At 35.9% G+C, this 251-nt stretch carries 1 protein-coding gene; it reads left to right on the top strand.

What is annotated here, in order from left to right; translation table 11 throughout:
- Positions 1–10: 10 nt before the first annotated feature.
- The gene (locus QVO88_RS09285) at positions 11–127 is read left to right on the top strand and encodes a hypothetical protein (protein WP_288177956.1); all 117 of its coding nucleotides are present in this window, start codon (positions 11–13) and stop codon (positions 125–127) included.
- Positions 128–251 lie beyond the last annotated feature (124 nt).

The raw sequence follows: 251 nt of genomic DNA, 5'->3' as shown, positions 1-251 counted from the left end.
TGCGGAGCAGATACGAACGATAGACAGATACCGACTGAAAAGTTACGTGGGTTCAGTTGATTTTGAACTTATGGAAAAAGTAGAAAAAGCGATGAAAATAAGTATAGGAGTTGATTTTGATGACTAAATTCGGACAGGCAGAATACAGCGATTTTATGGCAAAAGTATTTGCCGATAAACTGGATAAAATTCTTGAACAAGACGAAAAACAGAGTTTCAACAGCAAAAATACAGAGGATATATACAGTCAG

This window comes from Ruminococcus sp. CAG:57 (genome assembly GCF_000435935.1).
Classification (GTDB): Bacteria; Bacillota; Clostridia; order Oscillospirales; family Ruminococcaceae; genus Hominimerdicola; species Hominimerdicola aceti.
This window is presented reverse-complemented; position numbering and strand designations above follow the sequence as displayed.